Source organism: Candidatus Laterigemmans baculatus, from assembly GCF_010367455.1.
In the GTDB taxonomy this organism is placed as follows: domain Bacteria; phylum Planctomycetota; class Planctomycetia; order Pirellulales; family Pirellulaceae; genus Laterigemmans; species Laterigemmans baculatus.
On sequence record NZ_WRPR01000055.1, the window covers coordinates 21,130 to 39,490 of the forward strand.

General features: G+C 65.2%; 14 protein-coding genes. 9 read left to right on the plus strand and 5 right to left on the minus strand.

Annotation, left to right across the window (positions count from 1 at the left end; genetic code table 11):
• Window positions 1-258 precede the first annotated feature (258 nt).
• From GNK13_RS11940 to GNK13_RS21495, 3 genes are read left to right on the plus strand one after another with little or no spacing between them, the layout of a single operon-like run.
• Window positions 259-1,605 carry a hypothetical protein gene (locus tag GNK13_RS11940; RefSeq protein WP_164102759.1) on the plus strand — a complete coding sequence of 449 codons (1,347 nt, stop codon included), beginning with the start codon at window positions 259-261 and terminating at the stop codon, window positions 1,603-1,605.
• Complete coding sequence (locus GNK13_RS11945; RefSeq protein WP_164102760.1) at window positions 1,602-3,257, plus strand: ABC transporter permease; 1,656 nt, start codon at window positions 1,602-1,604, stop codon at window positions 3,255-3,257. Before GNK13_RS11940 ends, GNK13_RS11945 begins: the two co-directional genes overlap by 4 nt.
• Before the next feature lie 2 nt (window positions 3,258-3,259).
• Window positions 3,260-3,430, plus strand: a complete 171-nt coding sequence (locus tag GNK13_RS21495; RefSeq protein WP_203329034.1) for a hypothetical protein — start codon at window positions 3,260-3,262, stop codon at window positions 3,428-3,430.
• A 27-nt stretch (window positions 3,431-3,457) separates the two neighbouring features.
• Here GNK13_RS21495 and GNK13_RS11950 read toward each other — a convergent pair whose 3' ends face one another.
• Entirely contained in the window at window positions 3,458-6,076 is a 2,619-nt protein-coding gene (locus GNK13_RS11950) for a protein kinase domain-containing protein (RefSeq protein WP_164102761.1), read from the minus strand.
• A 171-nt stretch (window positions 6,077-6,247) separates the two neighbouring features.
• On the opposite strand from GNK13_RS11950, the gene hemC reads away from it, so the two are divergent.
• The gene (gene hemC, locus GNK13_RS11955) at window positions 6,248-7,168 is read left to right on the plus strand and encodes a hydroxymethylbilane synthase (protein WP_164102762.1); all 921 of its coding nucleotides are present in this window, start codon (window positions 6,248-6,250) and stop codon (window positions 7,166-7,168) included.
• Window positions 7,169-7,453: 285 nt separating this feature from the next.
• Window positions 7,454-8,749 carry a glutamate-1-semialdehyde 2,1-aminomutase gene (hemL, locus tag GNK13_RS11960; RefSeq protein ID WP_390622510.1) on the plus strand — a complete coding sequence of 432 codons (1,296 nt, stop codon included), beginning with the start codon at window positions 7,454-7,456 and terminating at the stop codon, window positions 8,747-8,749.
• Window position 8,750: 1 nt separating this feature from the next.
• On the opposite strand, the gene GNK13_RS11965 is transcribed toward hemL, so the two are convergent.
• A complete protein-coding gene (locus tag GNK13_RS11965; protein ID WP_164102763.1) occupies window positions 8,751-9,821 on the minus strand; it encodes a tetratricopeptide repeat protein in 1,071 nt (356 codons plus the stop codon).
• A 102-nt stretch (window positions 9,822-9,923) separates the two neighbouring features.
• Here GNK13_RS11965 and GNK13_RS11970 point away from each other — a divergent pair, with 102 nt between their 5' ends.
• The gene (locus GNK13_RS11970) at window positions 9,924-10,514 is read left to right on the plus strand and encodes an isochorismatase family protein (protein ID WP_164102764.1); all 591 of its coding nucleotides are present in this window, start codon (window positions 9,924-9,926) and stop codon (window positions 10,512-10,514) included.
• 287 nt (window positions 10,515-10,801) lie between these two features.
• On the opposite strand, the gene GNK13_RS11975 is transcribed toward GNK13_RS11970, so the two are convergent.
• From GNK13_RS11975 to surE, 3 genes are all read right to left on the minus strand, one after another.
• Entirely contained in the window at window positions 10,802-11,953 is a 1,152-nt protein-coding gene (locus tag GNK13_RS11975) for a serine/threonine-protein kinase (RefSeq protein ID WP_164102793.1), read from the minus strand.
• A gap of 20 nt (window positions 11,954-11,973) precedes the next feature.
• Complete coding sequence (locus GNK13_RS11980) at window positions 11,974-12,951, minus strand: D-2-hydroxyacid dehydrogenase (protein ID WP_164102765.1); 978 nt, start codon at window positions 12,949-12,951, stop codon at window positions 11,974-11,976.
• A gap of 218 nt (window positions 12,952-13,169) precedes the next feature.
• Complete coding sequence (gene surE / locus GNK13_RS11985) at window positions 13,170-13,928, minus strand: 5'/3'-nucleotidase SurE (protein WP_164102766.1); 759 nt, start codon at window positions 13,926-13,928, stop codon at window positions 13,170-13,172.
• Between the two features lie 131 nt (window positions 13,929-14,059).
• Here surE and guaA point away from each other — a divergent pair, with 131 nt between their 5' ends.
• From guaA to GNK13_RS12000, 3 genes are all read left to right on the plus strand, one after another.
• Window positions 14,060-15,670 (plus strand): glutamine-hydrolyzing GMP synthase, encoded by a 1,611-nt coding sequence (gene guaA / locus GNK13_RS11990; RefSeq protein ID WP_164102767.1) that lies wholly within the window; start codon window positions 14,060-14,062, stop codon window positions 15,668-15,670.
• A gap of 292 nt (window positions 15,671-15,962) precedes the next feature.
• Window positions 15,963-17,636 (plus strand): energy-dependent translational throttle protein EttA, encoded by a 1,674-nt coding sequence (gene ettA / locus GNK13_RS11995; RefSeq protein WP_164102768.1) that lies wholly within the window; start codon window positions 15,963-15,965, stop codon window positions 17,634-17,636.
• A 177-nt stretch (window positions 17,637-17,813) separates the two neighbouring features.
• Window positions 17,814-18,320 carry a histone gene (locus tag GNK13_RS12000; protein ID WP_164102769.1) on the plus strand — a complete coding sequence of 169 codons (507 nt, stop codon included), beginning with the start codon at window positions 17,814-17,816 and terminating at the stop codon, window positions 18,318-18,320.
• Window positions 18,321-18,361: the final 41 nt, after the last annotated feature.

Below are 18,361 nucleotides of genomic sequence, written 5' to 3' on the forward strand. Positions count from 1 at the left end.
CGTAAGGATCGCGGTGCAATCGCACGCGAATCTCCAAGCCAACCCCGGTGCTCGGCGAGCGAGCATCGGGGTTTTTTTGTCCGCCACGCGAAGTGGCCCGTTTCCGCTATCTTGCGGGTGGTGTCGGCCCGCGTCCGCGCATGGACTCGGACTCGAATCCGGTACTGAGTACTGAGTACTGCGGACGCAAGCCTCAGCCGGCCTCGGTTCGACTCCTGCTCCCGAATCCCGCTTGACCTTTCCCTTTGGAGAACCGCGATGAATGGGCCTCGCCGTCGCGCGATCCTGGCCGGCCTGCTGTTGTGGGGACTGGTCGGGGGCGTCACGACGTACGCGCTTTGGGACTCCGGGGCGACGGCTCCGGTATCCGCTTCGGGATCGCCCCCGCCGTCGGTTCCGTTCCAACTCAGTCGCTACTTCACGACCGGTTCCGCTTCGTTGCAGCTGAGCGTGCCGGCACCGGTGAGCCTGCGACGCGGCGATCCGATTTTCACCCTCGATGCCAAAGGGAACTGGATACAGGCGGGGTACCTGACCGCCACCGCGCAGGGCGAACGGGCCAAAGCGGGCACCCTTGCCACGGCCCTCTGGTATAGCTCGGCGGTCGATCCGGATCGGTGCCGGTTCGAGTATCACCGCAATCGGGGCAGCCTGGGCGAGGTCGTGCGAACGCTGCTGCCACCGGAGAAGCGAGAGCGGATTGAGGATTTGATCCGGGAATCGATCGAGCTCAACGCCGCAGATATCACCGCGGCGATCCGGCCGATTGTGACCCGCTCGCTCACCCAGTCGGTGCCGGTGGTGGAACGGGCGCTCAAGCGTTCGATCGCCGCCCATCGCGACGAGCTGGAAACGCTCGGCGAACGCTATCGGGAGGAGATCGTCAACGAACGGCTCCTGCCGCTAGTCCGCGAAGAGGTGATGCCGAGCGTGCGAAAGCATGGCCAGCCGGTCGCCGAGGAGATCGGTCGCGAGCTTTGGGAGCGGGCGTCGCTGTGGCGGTTTGGCTGGCGTGCCCTGTACGACCGAACGCCGCTACCGGAGCGCGACTTGTTCAAGGATGAATGGGAGCGATTCGTCAACGAAGAGGCGATTCCGGTATTCGAACAGCACATGGACGAGCTGATCGAGGCCCAGCGGCGGGTCTTCGCGGAGATGTCCCGCAACCCGCGAGTCCGCGAGGAGCTCGGGGAAGTGGTCCAGGAACTGGCCAGGGACCAGGAGCTGCAACAGCTGGTGACGGCGATCGTGCGGGAGTCGATTCTGGAGAATCAAGAGCTCCGCGACGTGTGGGCCGAGAATTGGCGGCAGGAGGACGCCCGCCGCGCCATCCGCTTGACCGGCCAGCGTCTCGACCCGGTGGTTCGCCAGATCGGTGACGAGATTTTTGGCACCCGCGAAACGGGCATCGAGCCCGCCTTTGCCAAGGTGCTTCGCAATCAAATCCTGGGCAAAGACCGCCGCTGGATCGTCGCCATTCCCAGCGACCAGACGGTCCATCGCGGCGAGGTCTATCCGGTCCGCATCGCCACCGAAAGCGAACCCTTTCCGCTGCTCATCCTCGCCTCGCCCCCCGAAGAATTGCCCCACGAACCGCTCGAATGAAACGCCCGTTGATCCTCCACCACGTGACGGTCGAAGCTGGCGGCCAACGCTTGCTCAGCGACGTGTCGGTGGAAATGCCCGATGGACAGATCACCGTCATCGTCGGCGGAAGCGGTGCCGGTAAATCGGTGCTGCTGCGGATTCTCGCGGGGCTGATCCCACAGACCGACGGGGTGATTCGCTGGACCGGTGCGATCGATCACGGTCCCGGTGGATCGCTCGGCCGCATCGGAATCGTGTTTCAGCAATTTGCCCTGTTCGACGAACTCTCGCCGCTGGCCAACGTGCGCTTTGCGGTTGACCATCGGCGGCGAAAAGACCAACCGCCGGAACAGACGCCGCGACAGTGGCTCGAGGAGCTTCGCGTCCCCGTGGGCGTTCCCGTCGCTGCGCTCAGCGGAGGTCAGAAGCAACGGCTGGCGATCGCCCGCACGCTGGCGGCCGACCCCGAAGTCGTGCTGTACGACGAGCCAACCTCCGGCTTGGATGCGGCCAGCGGGCGGCAGGTGGCTCGCTTGATCCGCCGCACGCAGGAGACGCATCGACGCACGAGCATCGTCGTCACGCACGACTACGAAACCCTGCTTCCGATCGCCGACCACGTGTTGCTGCTCGACTCGGAAACAAAGCAGCTCGTTCCGGTGCCCCGCCAGCAGTGGGAAGAAATCCCCGACCGGATGCAACCGGTGCGGCGGCCCGACGATCCGCAGCGAAAGCTCGAACCGCCGGCGGAAACGCCCCCCGATGCTGCCAAGACGCCTGCTGCGAAGACGCCTGCTGCGAAGTCGACTGCGGCGAAGAAGGGTGGCTCGCGGGAAGGGGCGCATTGGCTCGGCCGCTCGGGCCAGCGGAGCGTGACGGCGGTCGGGGATCTGCTGGAGACCAGCGGGCATGCGCTGCTCAGTATGCTGCGGCTGCCGCTGGACCTGATTCCCCGCTGGCCCCGCGTCGGCTGGGGGCTGCGGTTTTTGGCCCATTACCTGCGGTTGGTCTGCGGCCCATCGGCGTGGGTCTATCTGTGGTTCAGCGGGTTGATCGTGGGCTTCACATCGACCTACTTCACCTTCCGCTTTTTGCCCTACGAGTTGTACACCAAGCCGTTGTTGCTGGAGGATTTGCTGGCGGCGATCGGGTTTGCCCTCTATCGAGTGCTGGTGCCGGTGCTCGCGACCGTGCTGGTTGCCGCCCGCTGCGGTGCCGCGGTGGCCGCGGACGTGGGGGTCAAACGCTACGGAGCGCAGGTCGAAGCACTGCAGACTCTGGGGGTTCGTCCGCCGGCTTACTTGCTGACGCCGATTCTGATCGCGTTCATTGTGGGGACGCCGATTCTCGAGGCGATCGCCTTCCACTCGGCCCGCCTGATCAGCATGGTCAGTTTTATCGCCACCCATCCCCAGCAAGGTCCTTATTTCTGGGAGCTGCACTTCGCCAGTCGTCTGCACCAGAGCGACTCGCTGGTCTACAACGGCTTTGGATGGCTGATGCTGAAGACCGTGCTCTGCGGAGTGGGCGTGGCCGCGATCAGCTATTACCGGGGGCTGCGGCCCAAACAATCGGCGCGGGATGTCAGCGAGGCGATCACTTCGACGGTGCTGTGGGCCACGCTGTACGTCCTGTTCATCCACTTCCTGATAGCGTTCTACGAGTTTTAGAAATGGATAAGAAGGCGAAGAAGCGGCTCGAAGTGATCAACAAGAAGCTGCAGACCTTGCGCCCACGGTTGACCGGAGCCAAGCAGCAAGCCGACGACATGTCTGAAATCGCGGCGCTCGAAAAGGAGATCCAGGACTTGGAAACCGAGGCGGCGAAACTGAAGGAGTCGTGAGTGCCTCCGGTTCCGGAGAGGGGACCTTTACTGCAGCATCGCGACTTCTTCGACCCAGCTGGTCCACTGCCGGACCTGCTCTTCACTGAGCGTCGGCGTGGGGAGATCGGGCAGCCGCGTCGTTTCCCCCGTGGTGGCATTCCGCAGGCGAACGGTCAGCAGGCCGTTGATGTCGACCTCGAACGCGGCCTCAAGTGCCGCATTGCCGGTGTTTTCCGGTAGCGGATGGGTGCCGAGCGATCGCCAGGGCCGTCCGACTCCGCCAGCCGATTCGACGACCGTGAGCGTTTTCTGCGAGCCATCCTTGAGCCGAGCCAACCGCCGGCCGGTGCGTGCCGGCAGGGCGCTGCCGCGAGGGATCACCGGCAGGGTTCGCGGCTGGCTTTGATCCCCTGCATAGGCCAGCAGCCCGAGGTCGTAGGTCGCCGCGGCTTGCGGCGGCGCGGCGATATCGGAGCGTCCCGGGAGCTCGGCCGCGGCTGCCATGGCGGCACCAAAGGCGAGCGAGCGGCGGTCGACCGGCAAGTGCTCGAGGTCGTCGCCGAGAAATTCTGAAATCCCGCGGCGGACCGAGGCCAGCCGCGTCAGGGGACCGACGAGCAGGCAGCGGTTGACGTCGTCCGGAGAGAGCTGGACCGACGAGAGCGCCTCGCGGACGTGCTGCAGCAGTTCGTTGAGGATGCTGTCACCGGCGGCCGTCAACACCTGACGGTTCATCGGCATCCGCACCGTTCCCTGCTTGCTCCGGAACCGCAGCTCGACTTGTTCCCGGATCAGCAATTCATGCAGTCCCCGCTCACAGGCTTGCTGCAGGTGGACCGCGTCGCTGAGCCGCTGCCGCGGATCGAAGCCGTGCATGCGTTTGCAGCTGTCGGCCATCAAATCGACTAACCGTCGCTGCCAAGTCAAGGCGCTGGTTTGCCAACTGCCGGCGGTCGACAGCGTCTGCAGGCGGCCGGCGACATGCCGCACGACCGATGCTTCACACGCCAAGCCAGTCAGGCTGATCACGATCCAGTGCTGGACCTCGTTCGGTTCGGGCAACGGAGCGGCCGCGGTCCGCTCGCTGAGCTGCGCGTGGGCGGCCGCCAGCGAGCGGTCGACGAGCCGCACCGAACTGAGTCCGGCGATCCGCGCCGCCTGCCACACCGCCCGCCGCCGCAGCTGGTCGTAGCAGCCCGGCACGGTCACCGCGGCGATCGCCGGCCGCCCTTTCCGTCGCCAAGCCGATACCCGCACCTCGCGAAGCACCATTCCCAACAGCACTTCGGGCGGACACTGGTGGTCCAGCACATTGCGGTCGACCTTGGCTTGTCCCAAATAGAGGTGGAGGCAATGGGCGAGCCGCTGGGGATGGGCAATCCGGTTTCGCATCGCCGCGTCGCCGAAACTGAGCCGGCCGCCGTGGCTGGCCAGCGCCGCGCGGAGCAGGGGCACGCCAACTCCTCCTGCGTCAGCCGCCTCGACCGAGCCGGTCGGATCGGCGATCGCCGCGGCGGCGTAGAGCATCCCCAGGTCGATCCCTAGGGCGGTCGGTTGGCTGCTGGTAGTGGTGGGATCGCTTCCGGCGGTGGGGACTTCGCCGAGCAGCAAAGGGCGGGCGATCCCCGACAACCAGCCCGGCGTGCCGCCGGCCGCCTGCCACGCATTCAGCTCCTCGAGCATCTCGTCGAGCGAGCTGTAGCGGTCTTGGCGGCGCTTGGCCATCATCCGCTGAAAGACGTGGTCCAAGCGGAGGTCGACGTCTTTGCGAACGCTGAACAAATCCGGCAGCGGCCCGTCTCGGTGCTGGCGGAGCTGCTCCATCATGTCTCCCTCGTAGGGAGAGCGACCGGCGAGCAAGAAAAAGAAGGTCGCCCCAAGCGCGTAGATGTCCGCGCGGAGGTCCGCCGCATCGGGATCTTCCAGCTGCTCCGGAGCGATGTACTGGATCGTGCCGACCAGCCTTCCGCGGCGGCTTGGGCGGTGAGCCGGATCGCTGCGGATCGTCGCCAGCCCCAGGTCGAGGACTTTCACCGTCCCGTCGGGGGTCACCATGATGTTGCCCGGTTTGACGTCGCGGTGCACGATTCCCGCCGCATGGGCGTACGCCAATCCCGTCGCCGCACCACGGATGATCCGGACCGCTTCCTCGACCGGCAGCGGGCCGCGGCGGGCGACGATTTGCGAGAGGGTTTCGCCTTCGACGAACTCCATCGCCAAGTAATGCGTCCCCTCGACTTCGCCAGCGTCGAACGCGGTCACGATGTTGGGGTGCAGCAGCCGAGCTGCGGCCCGAACTTCCGAATAAAACCGCTGTACCGCCGATTCGTCCTGCATCCGCTCCAGAGCCAGCGTCTTGAGCGCTACCGCCCGAGCCATCCGGCGGTGCTCGGCCCGGTACACCAAGCCCATGCCCCCGGCACCGATCAGCCGGTCGATCGTGTACTCGCCGATCTGAGCCGGGAGGCCCGCGGTGGCCGGGTCGAGTTCGAAGTCGGCATCCTGGAAGTCGGTTCCGCTGCTGGTGCCGCTGCGGGTCCGCCCGTCGCCGGTCCAGCGCCCGTCTCCGGTCCAGCGCCCGTCGCCGGTCTCGGAAAGCTCGCCCGTTGGCGGAGCGTCCGCAGTTGGCTGGGAATCGCCTGTCGGGTGATCCTGAGAAGTCACAAACGCAGCGCCCTGCTAGAAAAGAAAAATCACGCGGCCCAGTCAAGCATACCAGCTGACGCGGGCAAGTCACCTTGCGCGAACCGCTCGAGTCGATCATCCTAGGAACGGGCCAGGCCTTCTCCTCCCCATTCGCACCCGCTCAAGACCCCCCACCGTTCGTTAAACTCTATGCTCCGCATCGCTACCCGCCGCAGCCCGCTTGCTCGTTGGCAAGCCGATCACGTCGCCGACCAGCTCCGTGCGCTGGGCCACGAAGTTGAGTTGGTGTTGCTCTCGAGCGAAGGCGACATCGACCGCACGCCGATCGATGGCAGCCAAGCCGTGGGCTTGTTCACCAAGCGGATCCAACAGGCGGTGATCGACGGCGAAGCGGATCTCGCCGTGCACAGCCTCAAGGATCTGCCGACCCAGGAGTCGCGGGGGTTGATGTTGGCGGCCGTGCCCCCCCGGGCCTCCGCTGCCGATTGTCTGATCACTCGAGAGCCATGGAGCTTCGATGAGCTACCGGAGCGAGCTCGCGTGGGAACCGGAAGTCGCCGCCGAGCCGCCCAATTGCTCGCCCGTCGCCCGGATCTGCGGATCGAGCCGATTCGAGGAAATGTCGACACGCGGCTCGAGAAACTTTCGAGCGAAGGGTTTGATGCGATCATTTTGGCCGAAGCGGGATTGCGTCGCCTGCAGCTGCTCGAACATGTCAATCAACCGCTGCCGCTCGAGTGGATGCTGCCGGCGGCCGGCCAGGGAGCGCTCGGGATTGAGGTTCGCGACGCCGACGCGGCGACGGCCGAAGCGGTGGCGGAGCTCGACGATGCGCCGACCCACGTGGCGGTCGCTGCCGAACGAGCCGTGCTCCGCGAGCTGCACGCTGGCTGTCTGGCACCGGTCGGCACGTATGCGACGGTCCGCGATGGGCAACTCACGCTTCGTGCGGTCGTCCTCTCGGTCGACGGCCAACAGCGACTCCACTGTCTCGACGCCACCGAGCCAGCCGAGACGCTCGACCGCGCCGCCGCCGAGCGACTGGGGAGGGAAGTCGCTCGGAGGCTCGTCGAAGACGGTGCCGCACCGCTGGTCGAAGCGGCCCGCTGACATCGTGTGTCACATCAGCCGCCATGCGCTGGACTCGTCAGAAGACCCTGAGCCGACGGCGCTAGCCGCGGGTGCTGCAGCGGAGCGTCGCGAAACAATGTGCCAAATCAGCCGCCACGCGCTAGCGTCCGGTTTCTGTCGCGTTTGTGAGAACCGGGGGCTAGCGCCCGGCGGCTGATGAATAACCCGAGGCTAGCGCCTGCGGTTCAAAAGAGGCCCGAGGCTAGCGCCTGCGGCTCAAAGAAACCGACCACTCTCCTCTTACGCATTCTGGAATGCCCTGCCATGAATTCTCCTCAAGCCGGACCGAACAGCCGCCGCGCCTTTGACCGCGCCTGCCGATTGATGCCCGGAGGCGTGAACAGCCCCGCCCGCGCGTTCGGAGCGGTCGGCGGTTCGCCGCTGTTCATCGAGCGTGCGGAAGGACCGTATCTGTTCGATATCGATGGCCGGCGGTACCTCGACTACATCGTCTCCTGGGGACCGATGATCCTCGGACACGCCCATCCCGAAGTCATCGCGGCGATCACCGAAGCCGCGGCTCGAGGGACCAGCTTTGGGGCGCCGACCGAACGGGAGAGCGAGCTGGCCGAGCGGATCGTGGCGGCCGTGCCGAGCATCGACAAGGTGCGGTTGGTCAACAGCGGGACCGAGGCGACGATGAGCGCGATTCGAGTGGCTCGTGGATTCACCGGTCGCGACAAGATCATCAAATTCGCTGGCAATTACCATGGCCACGTCGATGCTCTGCTGGTCTCGGCCGGTAGCGCCGCGGCGACGCTCGGCGTTCCCGATTCGCCTGGCGTGACCGCTGGAGCCGGAGGCGACACGATCGTCTTGCCCTTCAATGACGCGGCCGCGCTCGCAGCGACGTTCGAGAAATTTCCTGGTCAGATCGCCGCGATCATCCTCGAGCCGGTGGTCGGCAACATGGGATGTGTGCCGCCGGTTCCCGGTTTTCTCGAGGCCGCGCGGGAGCTGACCGCGGCCGACGGGGCGGTGCTGATCTTTGATGAGGTGATGACCGGATTCCGGTTGGCTTACGGTGGTGCCCAGGAGCGGTTTGGAATCACTCCCGACATGACCACGCTCGGCAAAGTCGTCGGCGGCGGGATGCCGCTCGGTGCTTACGGGGGCCGCGAGGAGATCATGAACTGCGTCCTGCCGGCGGGCAAAGTCTTTCAGGCCGGAACGCTCAGCGGCAATCCGGTCGCCGTGGCCGCCGGCAACGCCACGCTCCGGTTGCTCGAGCAGGATCCGCCGTATGCCGAGCTCGAGCGGCTCGGCAAACGCTTGGCCGACGGTCTGGCCGAGGCGGCCAGTGCCGCGGGGCTGCCCCACCAGGTCCAGCAAATCGGCAGCATGCTGACGCTATTCTTCAATCCCCACCCGGTCCACGACTGGGGCGGCGCCTCCAAGAGCGACTCGGGTCGCTTCGGCCGTTTCTTCTGGGGAATGATCGAACGCGGGATCTATCTTCCCTGCAGCCAGTACGAAGCGCTGTTCTTCAGTCGCACCCACACCGAAGCGATGATCGACGAGACGATCGCCGCCGCCAAAGAAGTCTGCGCGGCGCTGTAGTCTAGTCCGGAGAGAACAGCCAGCCTTCCTCGGGGCGTGGCAGTCCGAACGCCTCGGCCGCTTCGCGCTGCCGCCCTTCGATCCAGACCACCGTTCGCTCGTAATCCTTCGAACCGTGCATTTGGAGAGCTTGCTGCGCCAGCGCTTTGCCGCGTCTGAAATCTTGTCGCGCAGCGGCGGCGAGTGCCAAATTGTGTACCGCCGCGTGATTCGCCGGGTGCTGCTCCAAAGCCTGCTGCCAGGCCTGCTCGGCTTCGGCCCAGCGAACGGCGGCGGCGTGCTGGTTGCCACGCCGGACGGCCGACGCGCCGGTCAATAAGTACGGCTCGGCCAAGCGAACCGTTTCACGGCGGATCGACGGGGTCAGCAGTTTCCACGTTTCTCGCGCTGCGGCGGTCGCCAGCCGGGCTTCCTCGGTTCCACTGGAGCTGGCCAAGTCGGGGTAAAGTGTGGCGGCGGAAGCAGCGCTCACGCTCACCGGCATTCCCCCCACGACGCGAGCTTCACCCACATCGAGCAATCGCCAGGAAATGGTCAGCCGCTGCGTCGAGCTCGCCGTGGAGGCCGGTCCTTGCGAAGGAGGATCGGAAGCGAGCTCGGAGGGAGTCGCTGGCTCCGCCTGGGCGGCCAATTCCGGTGGCAACGAAGCGAGCTTCGCCGCCGCCGCGGAAGTTGCGGATCCGCCCCCTCGCGATTTGAGGATCTCGCCGATCAGCAAATACTCCAGCCCTTCTTTTCGAGCTGCGGACAATAACGCCAGATCGCTGGGGATGTTCGGCGCGGTCGAGGCGAGCTGGATTTCGACGTGCCGCTGCAGATCTGCCTGATGCACCAAGCGGACGCTGCGGCTCGGTTCCAACGGGCGGGTCGCGGTGAGTGCTTCGGCCAGTCGAGCGGCTTGCGGAGGATCGCCGATGATCGTCGCAAGCACGACCGACCGACCAACGGCTGAATGCAGCTGTGGTGCTGCCCAGGTGTGGATCGGAGCCACATCGGTCGAGGTCGTGCTCCGGCAGCCGAACAGCGGCAGGATGACCAGGGCGACGGTGGTTGTCAGCGTGCGAGGATGCATCGTAAGTTTTTCAGTCGATAGCTAGCGAAGTTCCCCCGGCCGGGTCAACCTCCACTTGCCGTTCCCCCTCCCCTGCCCTTTCTCTTCGAGACGAGACGCCCGGTGACCGATAACGCCCCCGGCTTCCGCAGCCCGCAGTTGCTCGACCGCCAGCAGTCCGCGCTGCTGGTCGTCGACGTGCAAGTCAATCTGCTGCCGAAAATCCTCAACCACGAGCGTCTGCTCTGGAACGTCAGCCGGCTCTGCCGCGGCGCGGCGGCGGTCGGGGTTCCGCTGGCCGCCACCGAGCAATACCCGCAGGGGCTGGGAGCGACGGCAGCCGAAATCGTCGACTTCCTTCCCGAGCGCCACGAGAAGATGGCGTTCAGCGCCGCGGCCGTCCGCCCCATCGTTTCGCAGCTGGCCGAGCAGGGAATCCGCCAAATCGTTGTCTGCGGGATCGAGACGCATATCTGCGTCCTGCAAACCGCCCTCGATCTCGCGGCGGAAGGTTTTGACGTCTACGTGGTCAGCGATGCCGCCGGGGCGCGGGGGACCGAGGACCATGCCGTGGCGCTCGAGCGGATCCGCGACCAGGGGCTGTCGGTGGTGACGACCGAGGGAGTGCTGTTCGAGTGGTGCCAATCGGCCGCCGAGCCCGAGTTCAAAGCCATCCGCGACCTAGTGCAAGAGAGCGGCCCGATCGTCGGGTGAGCCGACGGCGCTAGCCGCGGGTGAGCCGACGGCGCTAGCCGCGGGTGAGCCGACGGCGCTAGCCGCGGGTGAGCCGACGGTGCTAACCGAGGGTGAGCCGACGGCGCTAGCCGCGGGTGCTAACCGCGGGTGAGCCTCGTGGCCGACAGAAATTGCACGATTCGCAAAATCAGCCGCCACGCACTAGCGTCCGGTTGTCACGGTGTTTTGAGAACCGGGGGCTAGCGCCCGGCGGCTGATGAATGATCCGGCCTTGCGCCCCGCAGCCGATGCACCACCCGAACCCCCTACGGTTCACCCGGCTCGTCCTTCGGCTCTCGAAAGGCTTCGAGCTGGCCGAGTTCTTCGAGCCAGACGCGGATGTCGTTGTCGTACTCGGTCGACATATCGCTCAGCACCAGTTGGCGGTGGAAAGCGGCAGCACCCTGATCGACGTGCTCGGCCGCTTCGGCGCTGGGGAAGCGGCGGTTGGGGTCGGGAGCGATCAAGCCGCGGCAGAAATTCATCAGCAGCGGATTGCAGGTGACTTCCTCGGGCAGAAGTTCGTGCAGCCGCGACGGCAACTCGCGTTTCGCCGCCAGCAACTGCCGCAGTCCCAGCCCCGGCTCAAAGGGGAGCCGCCCGCCGAGCAACTCGATCAGCACGTAGCCAAGGCTGGCCAAGTCGCTTCGCGGCGAAGACTCGTTGTTCTCGAGCACTTCCGGGGCGGCGTAGACCGGCGTGCAGTCGCGGTCGTGGGGCGGATCGTGGAAATCAAAGGCCGAGCCGATATCGATCAACTTGAGATGCCCGGTCCGTTTGAGCATCAGGTTCGCCGGCTTGATGTCGCCATGCACGATCCCTTCGCGGTGCAGCGCGGCAAGGGCCGAGAGGCATTCCCGCACGATCGCGACGGCGACGCCCGCTTTGAACCGCGACTGGGCTGGCCCGGCCGTGAGGATCACTTCGTTGATGTACCGCCACCGCCGCGCTTCGACGCGACCGTTGAGGTCCGAGAGATATTCGGGCCGCATCAGCTCGCGGAGGTCGTAGCCGTCGATCCACTCCATCACCATCATCCGGATCCGGTTGCGGTCGACGAAGTTGTGGACGTCGAGCAGATTGTCGTGCTGGATCAGCGCGACGCGAGCCGCCACGCCCGCGATTCCCCGCATCGCTTGCTCGTACTGCCGCACGTTGGCGTAGCGATGGGGGGAGAAGAATTTCACCGCCACTGGCAACGTGAAGTTGTCGGTGCCGCGACAGGCCGAGAGGAAGACGCGGCCCTGCCCACCGCTGCCGAGCATCTTTCCCAGCCGATAGTGGCCGGTCCAGTTCAACCGTCGGGCGGAGATCAACTCCTGATACCGCTCGAGCAATTCGTTGTCCTGCGGATCCGTACGCGGCGTCCCGTGGTAGGTGACCGTGGCGTTCGGGTCGTGCCGAGTCGTGCTCAGCATGTCACGCATCCGGCTTGAGCTCATGCGTTCCAGAGGGTATCGGGGTTGGGGAAGCCGAGCCGCTTATCGACGCGATTGTACAGCGGTTCGCCGGCTTGCCAGCGACTTAGATTTTCGCACACCAAGCGGACCGTGTCGTCCACCCGCCGGGCCGATTGGGCCCCAACGTGTGGAGTGATGATCACCTGAGGGCATTCCCAAAGACGACTGTCGCCCGGCAAAGGTTCCACTTCGGTGACGTCGAGCCCCGCTCCCCGCAAGTGTCCGCTCTCGAGGGCCTCGACCAGCGCCGCTTCCTCCACCACCGGACCGCGAGCGACGTTGATCAGATAACTCCCGGGGCGCATCTTGGCGATCCGCGCCGCATCGAAGTAATGGTGCGTCTGGGCATTCAGCGGCAACGTCAGGATGACCACGTCGGATTCGCCGACCAGCCGGTCGACGAGATCCGCTGACCAGAGCTGGTCGACCTCGCGGGGCTGAGTGTGCGGAAAGTAATCGGTCGCGATAATCCGTTCGCAGAGCGGGGCGAGGGCTCGCGAGATGCACCGCCCGTTCCCCCCAAGCCCCACGATCCCAACCGTCTTCCCCCGCAAATCGTCGGTCGGCCGGCGGATGAATTCGCGGCGGCGGGTCGCTTCCATGAACGTCGGGAGGCTGCGGATCAGCCCCAGCAGCAGCGCCAGCGTCTGCTCGGTCACCTGCGGAGCGAACAGCCCCGAAGCGCTGGTGACCACGATCTCCGAGTCGATTACTCCCGGGACCAGGCAGTGGTCCAGACCAGCCGCCGATGACTGGATCCACTGGAGGCGTCCGGCCGCGAGCACGCGATCCCAGTCGACCGGGACCTTGGCGTGGCCGATGAAGATGTCGGCCGAAGGCAATTCCTCGTCGACCCGCTCCTGCCCGGCGTCGACGATCTCCGCCCCGGCCGGGGCCGCTCGGCGAATCGCCTCGATGTGTTTGGGTTCGACAGGAAAGCACAGCACGATACGCATAGCCGAGCGACGACCCGCAGTGGAAGAGTGGGGGGAGAATCCAGAGGGCAGAGATCGTAGCCCCCGCAGGTCTGGCTTTCCAGCCGGACCCGCGGCCCCGACGGAGCCGTAGGCGCTAGCGTCGGGCCTCGCGGCGGGGGTTTTCCGCTGCCGGACCCGCGGCTAGCGCCGTCGGCTCAGGGTTTTCCGGCAACGCCTAAGGGGAACGGCTGACGTACTTAGGCTTTCAGCTCCCACTTGGGCATCTGCTTGAGCAGATCGCGGCGGCTGAGGTCGAAGTGCAGCGGCGTGACGGTGATGTGGCCAGCCCGCAGTTCGGTCACGTCGGTGCCGTCGGGGCGGAGGTCGTTCGGCGGTGTCCAGGTCGCCCAGTAGTAGTCGCGGCCCCCCGGGTCTTGCCGCTTTTCGTACGTGCTGCCGTATTGCTCGAGCCCCATCGGGACGACTTTGACGGCGGCCGGTTCGGCGGTGGCAACGGTTGGAATGTTGATGTTGAACAAGCTCCCCTGGTGCTTGTCGTTCCGCAAAATTCCGCCGATCACGTTGCGGGCGACGACCGCTGCGGCATCGAAGTCCGCATGCGGATCGTACTCGAGACTGACGGCGATCGAGCGGACCCCGAAGAACGCGCCTTCGATCGCCGCGGCCACGGTTCCCGAGTAGAGGACGTTGATGCCGGCGTTGAGCCCGTTGTTGATCCCGCTGACGACCAGGTCGGGACGGACCGGACAGAGTTGGCTGATCGCCAGCTTGACGCAGTCGGCTGGCGAGCCATCGACCGCCCACGCCCAGTGCCGGTCGTCGCGCAAAATCTCCCGCGAGACCAGCGGGGTCAGGTACGTGATCGAATGCCCGACGCCGCTCTGCTCGGTCGTCGGAGCGGCGATGAACACGTCGCCGAGATGCCGCATCTGGGCCGCGAGCGCCGCTAAGCCGGGGGCGTACACCCCGTCGTCATTGGTCACCAAAATATTCATGCTCGAATCTTTCCTCCTGAGGCCAGGTTTCCTCCTGAGGCTCGGGCGGCACCCCTTGGGAGCCCTCAGAGCCACTCCTATACTTCGTGATTCTTTCCGTCGCCCCCGCAGAATATCCCAAAGCAGAGCTGATGAGCATTCCCCGTGAGGCGCCGGCGCCCAAGCAGCGCTTGACTGAGCAGCGCTTGACCGAGCAGCGTTTGACCGATGAGCGCGTCGTCGTACTCGACTTTGGCTCGCAGTATGCCCAGCTGATCGCCCGCCGCGTCCGCGAACAGAATGTCTACTGCCAGATCGTGCGGCACGACCTGCCCGCCGAGCGGCTGGCCGAACTGCAGCCCAAGGGAATCATCCTCTCGGGCGGCCCGTCGAGCGTTTACGAGCCGAACGCGCCGAAGTGCGATCCCAAAATTTTTGAGCTGGGGATTCCGGTCCTGGGGATCTGCTACGGAATGCAGCTGGTCGTCGAGGCGCTCGGGGGGAAGGTCCAGCACGCGACCCATCGCGAGTACGGCCGAGCGACGGTGCGGATCAGCAATCACGAGGGATTGTTCGATGGGCTGGCCGACGAGACCGATGTCTGGATGAGCCACGGCGATCAGGTCGCTGAAGTCGGCGAGGCGTTCGAGCCGCTGGCGGAAACCGACACCTGTCCGGTCGCCGCGATTCGCCACCGCCAATTGGCTGTCTATGGGATGCAGTTCCATCCCGAGGTGACCCACACGCCGCTCGGCAGCCAGATCCTGCACAACTTCGTGATGACCGTCTGCGGCTGCACCGGCACTTGGCATCTGGGCGATTTCGCCGAGGCGGCGATCGAGCAGATCCGCGCCCAGGTCGGCGATCGGCGGGTGATCTGCGGACTCTCTGGCGGCGTCGATTCGTCGGTCACCGCCGCCCTGCTCTACAAGGCGATCGGACCCCAGTTGGCCTGCATCCTGATCGACAACGGCTTGCTCCGCAAAGACGAGCAGGCGGCCGTGATCAGCGAGTTCAGCAACCACTTCAAGACCGAACTGCACGTCGTCGACGCCCGCGAGCGGTTTCTCGACACGCTGGCCGGAATCACCGAACCGCAAGAGAAACGCCGCCGTATCGGATATGCCTTCATCGATTGCTTCAAAGCCGAAGCCGAAAAGATCCAGGACGCGCACTTCCTCGCCCAAGGAACGCTCTACCCGGATGTGATCGAAAGTGGAGCGGCCAAAGACGGTCCGGCGGCCACGATTAAGCTTCACCACAATGTCGGCGGGTTGCCCGAACAGCTCGGCTTCGAACTGATCGAGCCGCTGCGGGATCTATTCAAGGACGAAGTCCGGCGGCTCGGAGCCGAACTCGGTTTGCCCGAGACGCTCGTCTGGCGGCATCCCTTCCCCGGCCCCGGCTTGGCCGTGCGGTGTTTGGGGGAAGTCACCGAAAGCCGCTTGGAAGTCCTTCGCGAAGCCGACGCGATCGTCGTCAACGAGATCAAGGCAGCCGGGCTGTACCGCCAGACCAGCCAGTCGTTCGCCGTCCTGCTGCCGGTCGAAAGCGTGGGGGTGATGGGCGACGCCCGGACGTACGAGAACGCGATCGCGATCCGCAGCGTCAACACCGATGACTTCATGACTGCCGACTGGAGCCGCCTGCCGTACGACTTGCTGGCGCGGATGAGCACGCGAATCATCAACGAAGTGAAAGGCGTCAACCGAGTCTGCTACGACATCAGCAGCAAACCCCCCGCAACGATCGAATGGGAATGAGGAAGGTTTCAGGGAGCAGGTTTCAGGTTTCAGGGAGTTTGGAACCTGAAACCCCGCTGCTTGAATCCTCGACCCTCATTTTCTCGTACTCGTACTCGTACTCAGCGAAGCGGTACTCGTACTCGAATCGACCGCAGCGACGGGGTACTGAGTACTGAGGCGAGTACTGAGTACTGAGTACTGAGTACTGAGGCGAGTACGAGTACGAGTACGAGTACGAAAGAAATTCCGGCTCCCGGCCTTCCGCCGCCTGCCACCTAAAACCTGCTACCTGAACCCTTTCTTGAGTCTGATGGGAAAGCAATACATTTACCAAATCGAGAATTTGACGAAGAAGCACGGCCCCAAGGTGGTGCTGGAAAACGTCTCTCTCGCGTTCTATCCCGGCGCCAAGATCGGCGTCTTGGGCCCCAACGGGGCGGGCAAATCGACGCTGATGCGGATCATGGCCGGTCAGGACAAGGAGTTCGAAGGCTCCGCCAAGCTGACTGCCGGCTACACGGTCGGGTACCTCTCGCAGGAACCCGATCTCGATCCTACCAAGACGGTCGAGGAGAACGTCCAGACGGCGGTCGCCGAGCGGCAGCGGATCCTCGATCGCTACAACGAGATCAGCGTCGAGCTCGGTGAGGTCGACGATCCCGACAAAATGGAAAAGCTGTGCGACGAGATGGCGCGGCTGCAGGACACGATCGACGCGGGCAACCTGTGGGAGCTGGAGCGGCAAGTCCAAGTTGCGATGGACGTGATGAACCTGCCGCCCGGCGACGCCGACGTCACCAAGCTCTCCGGGGGCGAGCGGCGCCGCGTGGCGCTCTGCCAAATGCTGATCCGTCAGCCCGACCTGCTGCTGCTCGACGAACCGACGAACCACCTCGACGCCGAGTCGGTCGCTTGGCTCGAGCAGCACTTGGCCAGCTACGCCGGAACGGTCGTCGCCGTGACCCACGACCGCTACTTCCTCGACAACGTCGCCCAGTGGATCCTCGAGATCGACCGCGGGCGGGGGATCCCCTTTGAAGGCAACTACACCGCTTGGCTCGAGGCCAAGGAGAAACGCCTGGAGCTCGAGAAGCGGCAGGCTAAGGCCCGCGACCGGACGCTCAGCCGCGAGCTGGAGTGGATCCGGATGAGCCCCAAGGCGCGGCAGGCCAAGAGCAAGGCGCGGATCAGCGCTTACGAGAAAATGGCCTCCGAGCAGTCGGCCGAGCAGACCGATGAGCTGGAAATCCAGATCCCCCCCGGCAAACACCTCGGCGAGCTGGTGATCGAAGCCCAGAACCTGACCAAAGGTTTTGGCGATCGCGTGCTGATGGAGAACGTCGACTTCCGCTTGCCGGCCGGTGGAATCGTCGGCGTGATCGGTCCCAACGGGGCAGGCAAGACGACGCTGTTCCGGATGCTCACCGGCCAGGACGAGCCCGACAGCGGCGTGATCCGCATCGGGCCGACCGTCGAGATGGGCTACGTCGATCAGAGCCGCGATTCGCTCTCTCCGGAAAATACGGTGTTCCAGGAGATCAGCGGCGGACACGAGACGTTCGACATGGGAGGCCGGGTCGTCAACGCCCGCTCGTACGTCTCGAAGTTCAATTTCAAAAAGACCGACCAGGAGAAGAAAGTCGGGACGCTCTCCGGCGGTGAACGCAACCGCGTCCACCTCGCCAAGCTGTTGCGGCGCGGCTGCAACGTGCTGCTCCTGGACGAACCGACTAACGACCTCGACGTCGATACGCTCCGAGCCCTCGAAGAAGCGATCATGAACTTCGCCGGGTGCGTCGTCGTGACCAGCCACGACCGCTGGTTCCTCGACCGCTTGGCGACCCACATCCTGGCCTTCGAAGGCGACGCCAAGGTCGTGTGGTGCGAAGGTAACTTCGAGATCTACGAGCGGGGTCGCAAGGAGCGACTCGGAATGCACGAAGACGAGCCGCATCGATTCCGCTACAAGAGCATTCGCGGATAGATTCGAGGTTCGCGGCAAGATTGCCGATTTTCTGAGAATTGCCGCTTCTCGACACCTTGCCGTGTCAAAGAGAATCGGCAGCATGGCAAAGCGGCCGAGCGGCGGTCCACGTCGGGTATGGCCATGCCCGGCGTGCGGCCTGAACTGATTTAGAAGCCCCTGCGGAGGAAATTTGAGATGACGATTACACGAGTCGGTAGCAACGCCCAGTACGCGGACGCTTGGGACAACATCTTCGGCGGCGACAAGGCGGCTGGCGGCGAAACGTCGACCGGCGGCAAGAGCGGCCAAAAGAAGGCTCCCAAGAAGGCCGCCCCGAAGTCGGCCAAGGGCGTCAAGAAAGCGACTGCCGCCAAGACCACGGTCACCAAGAAAGCGGCCGCCAAGTCGGCTGTCAAAGCGGTCGCCACCAAAACCGCTTCGCGAGGCAAGGCCGCCGGCAAGGCTGTTGCGGCCAAAGCCACTGCCGCCAAAGCGACTGCGACCAAGGCTGCCGCTGGCAAAGCGACTGCCACAAAAGCCACTGCGGTGAAGAAGGCGACCGTCAAGAAGGCGGCTCCCAAGACCGCTGCGGGCCAAGCCGCCGCGGCGCGGAAAACGTCCGCCAAGGCAGCGCCCGCTCCGAAAACGCGGGCCGCGGCTGCCAAGAAATCGGCTCCGAAAAAAGCCGCCAAGAAGCGGTAGCGGCGTCGCCCGGGGGGACGCGCCGCGAGGCTTTCCCCCCC

Excerpts from the sequence above, each read along its gene's own strand:
- GNK13_RS11940 (WP_164102759.1), top strand. The coding sequence starts at position 259 with ATGAATGGGCCTCGCCGTCGCGCGATCCTGGCCGGCCTGCTGTTGTGG.
- GNK13_RS11945 (WP_164102760.1), top strand. The coding sequence starts at position 1,602 with ATGAAACGCCCGTTGATCCTCCACCACGTGACGGTCGAAGCTGGCGGC.
- GNK13_RS21495 (WP_203329034.1), top strand. The coding sequence starts at position 3,260 with ATGGATAAGAAGGCGAAGAAGCGGCTCGAAGTGATCAACAAGAAGCTG.
- hemC (WP_164102762.1), top strand. The coding sequence starts at position 6,248 with ATGCTCCGCATCGCTACCCGCCGCAGCCCGCTTGCTCGTTGGCAAGCC.
- hemL (WP_390622510.1), top strand. The coding sequence starts at position 7,454 with ATGAATTCTCCTCAAGCCGGACCGAACAGCCGCCGCGCCTTTGACCGC.
- GNK13_RS11965 (WP_164102763.1), bottom strand. The coding sequence starts at position 9,821 with ATGCATCCTCGCACGCTGACAACCACCGTCGCCCTGGTCATCCTGCCG.
- GNK13_RS11975 (WP_164102793.1), bottom strand. The coding sequence starts at position 11,953 with ATGCTGAGCACGACTCGGCACGACCCGAACGCCACGGTCACCTACCAC.
- GNK13_RS11980 (WP_164102765.1), bottom strand. The coding sequence starts at position 12,951 with ATGCGTATCGTGCTGTGCTTTCCTGTCGAACCCAAACACATCGAGGCG.
- surE (WP_164102766.1), bottom strand. The coding sequence starts at position 13,928 with ATGAATATTTTGGTGACCAATGACGACGGGGTGTACGCCCCCGGCTTA.
- guaA (WP_164102767.1), top strand. The coding sequence starts at position 14,060 with ATGAGCATTCCCCGTGAGGCGCCGGCGCCCAAGCAGCGCTTGACTGAG.
- ettA (WP_164102768.1), top strand. The coding sequence starts at position 15,963 with ATGGGAAAGCAATACATTTACCAAATCGAGAATTTGACGAAGAAGCAC.
- GNK13_RS12000 (WP_164102769.1), top strand. The coding sequence starts at position 17,814 with ATGACGATTACACGAGTCGGTAGCAACGCCCAGTACGCGGACGCTTGG.